Below are 693 nucleotides of genomic sequence, written 5' to 3'. Positions count from 1 at the left end.
AGGGGTTTTGTCATTACAATTTGGAGTATATTTTTATTTTAAACAAAGGAATCTATAGATGGTTTAGTGAAATCTTATTTTGTTCCAAGAAAACGGTTATTTTATAAGTGCGCAAGCAATAGTATTTATCACAATTTAACACAGAGAGCATGAGGATTTTTAGAAGCTCGTTCATTGTGTGTTAAAGTAAAATCACGAAGAGGTAATATTTATATCTAGTTAATTGATATGAAAAATCTTTCAGGTGAAGAGTTTTTGCAACAATAGTATCCAATTAAAAACAAAGATTTGAAAAATCATTAGGAAACTTCATGAATGCGGTTTCGATGACAGTTATTGGTGCTGGTTCTTATGGCACTGCATTAGCCATTGCCTTTGCTCGTAACGGCCATCATGTTTTATTGTGGGGATATAATCCTCAACATGTTAGAGAATTACAGATACATCGTTGCAATCAAGCATTTTTACCTGATGTTCAGTTTCCTGATAATCTATCGCCTGAGGCTTCGCTTGAGACTGCAATAACAGCAAGTCGTAATATATTAATTGCTGTTCCAAGCCATGTATTTCATCAGGTGTTATACAATATTCAACCTTATTTGAATCAACATTCACGCATTATTTGGGCAACGAAAGGCTTAGAACATGGTACGGGGCGCCTTCTACAAGAAGTTGCTCGCGAGATTCTAGGTG

1 protein-coding gene is annotated in these 693 nt (G+C 35.1%); it reads left to right on the top strand.

Annotated elements, in window-relative coordinates; genetic code table 11:
• Positions 1-311 precede the first annotated feature (311 nt).
• A partial coding sequence (locus ACFIK8_RS11580) for a 2-dehydropantoate 2-reductase N-terminal domain-containing protein (protein WP_375669513.1) occupies positions 312-693 on the top strand: 382 nt, incomplete at its 3' end.

Source organism: Bartonella sp. MR168JLCBS, from assembly GCF_042194175.1.
The sequence above is the reverse complement of the archived record's forward strand: the minus strand, read 5'-3'. Positions and strand labels throughout refer to the sequence as shown.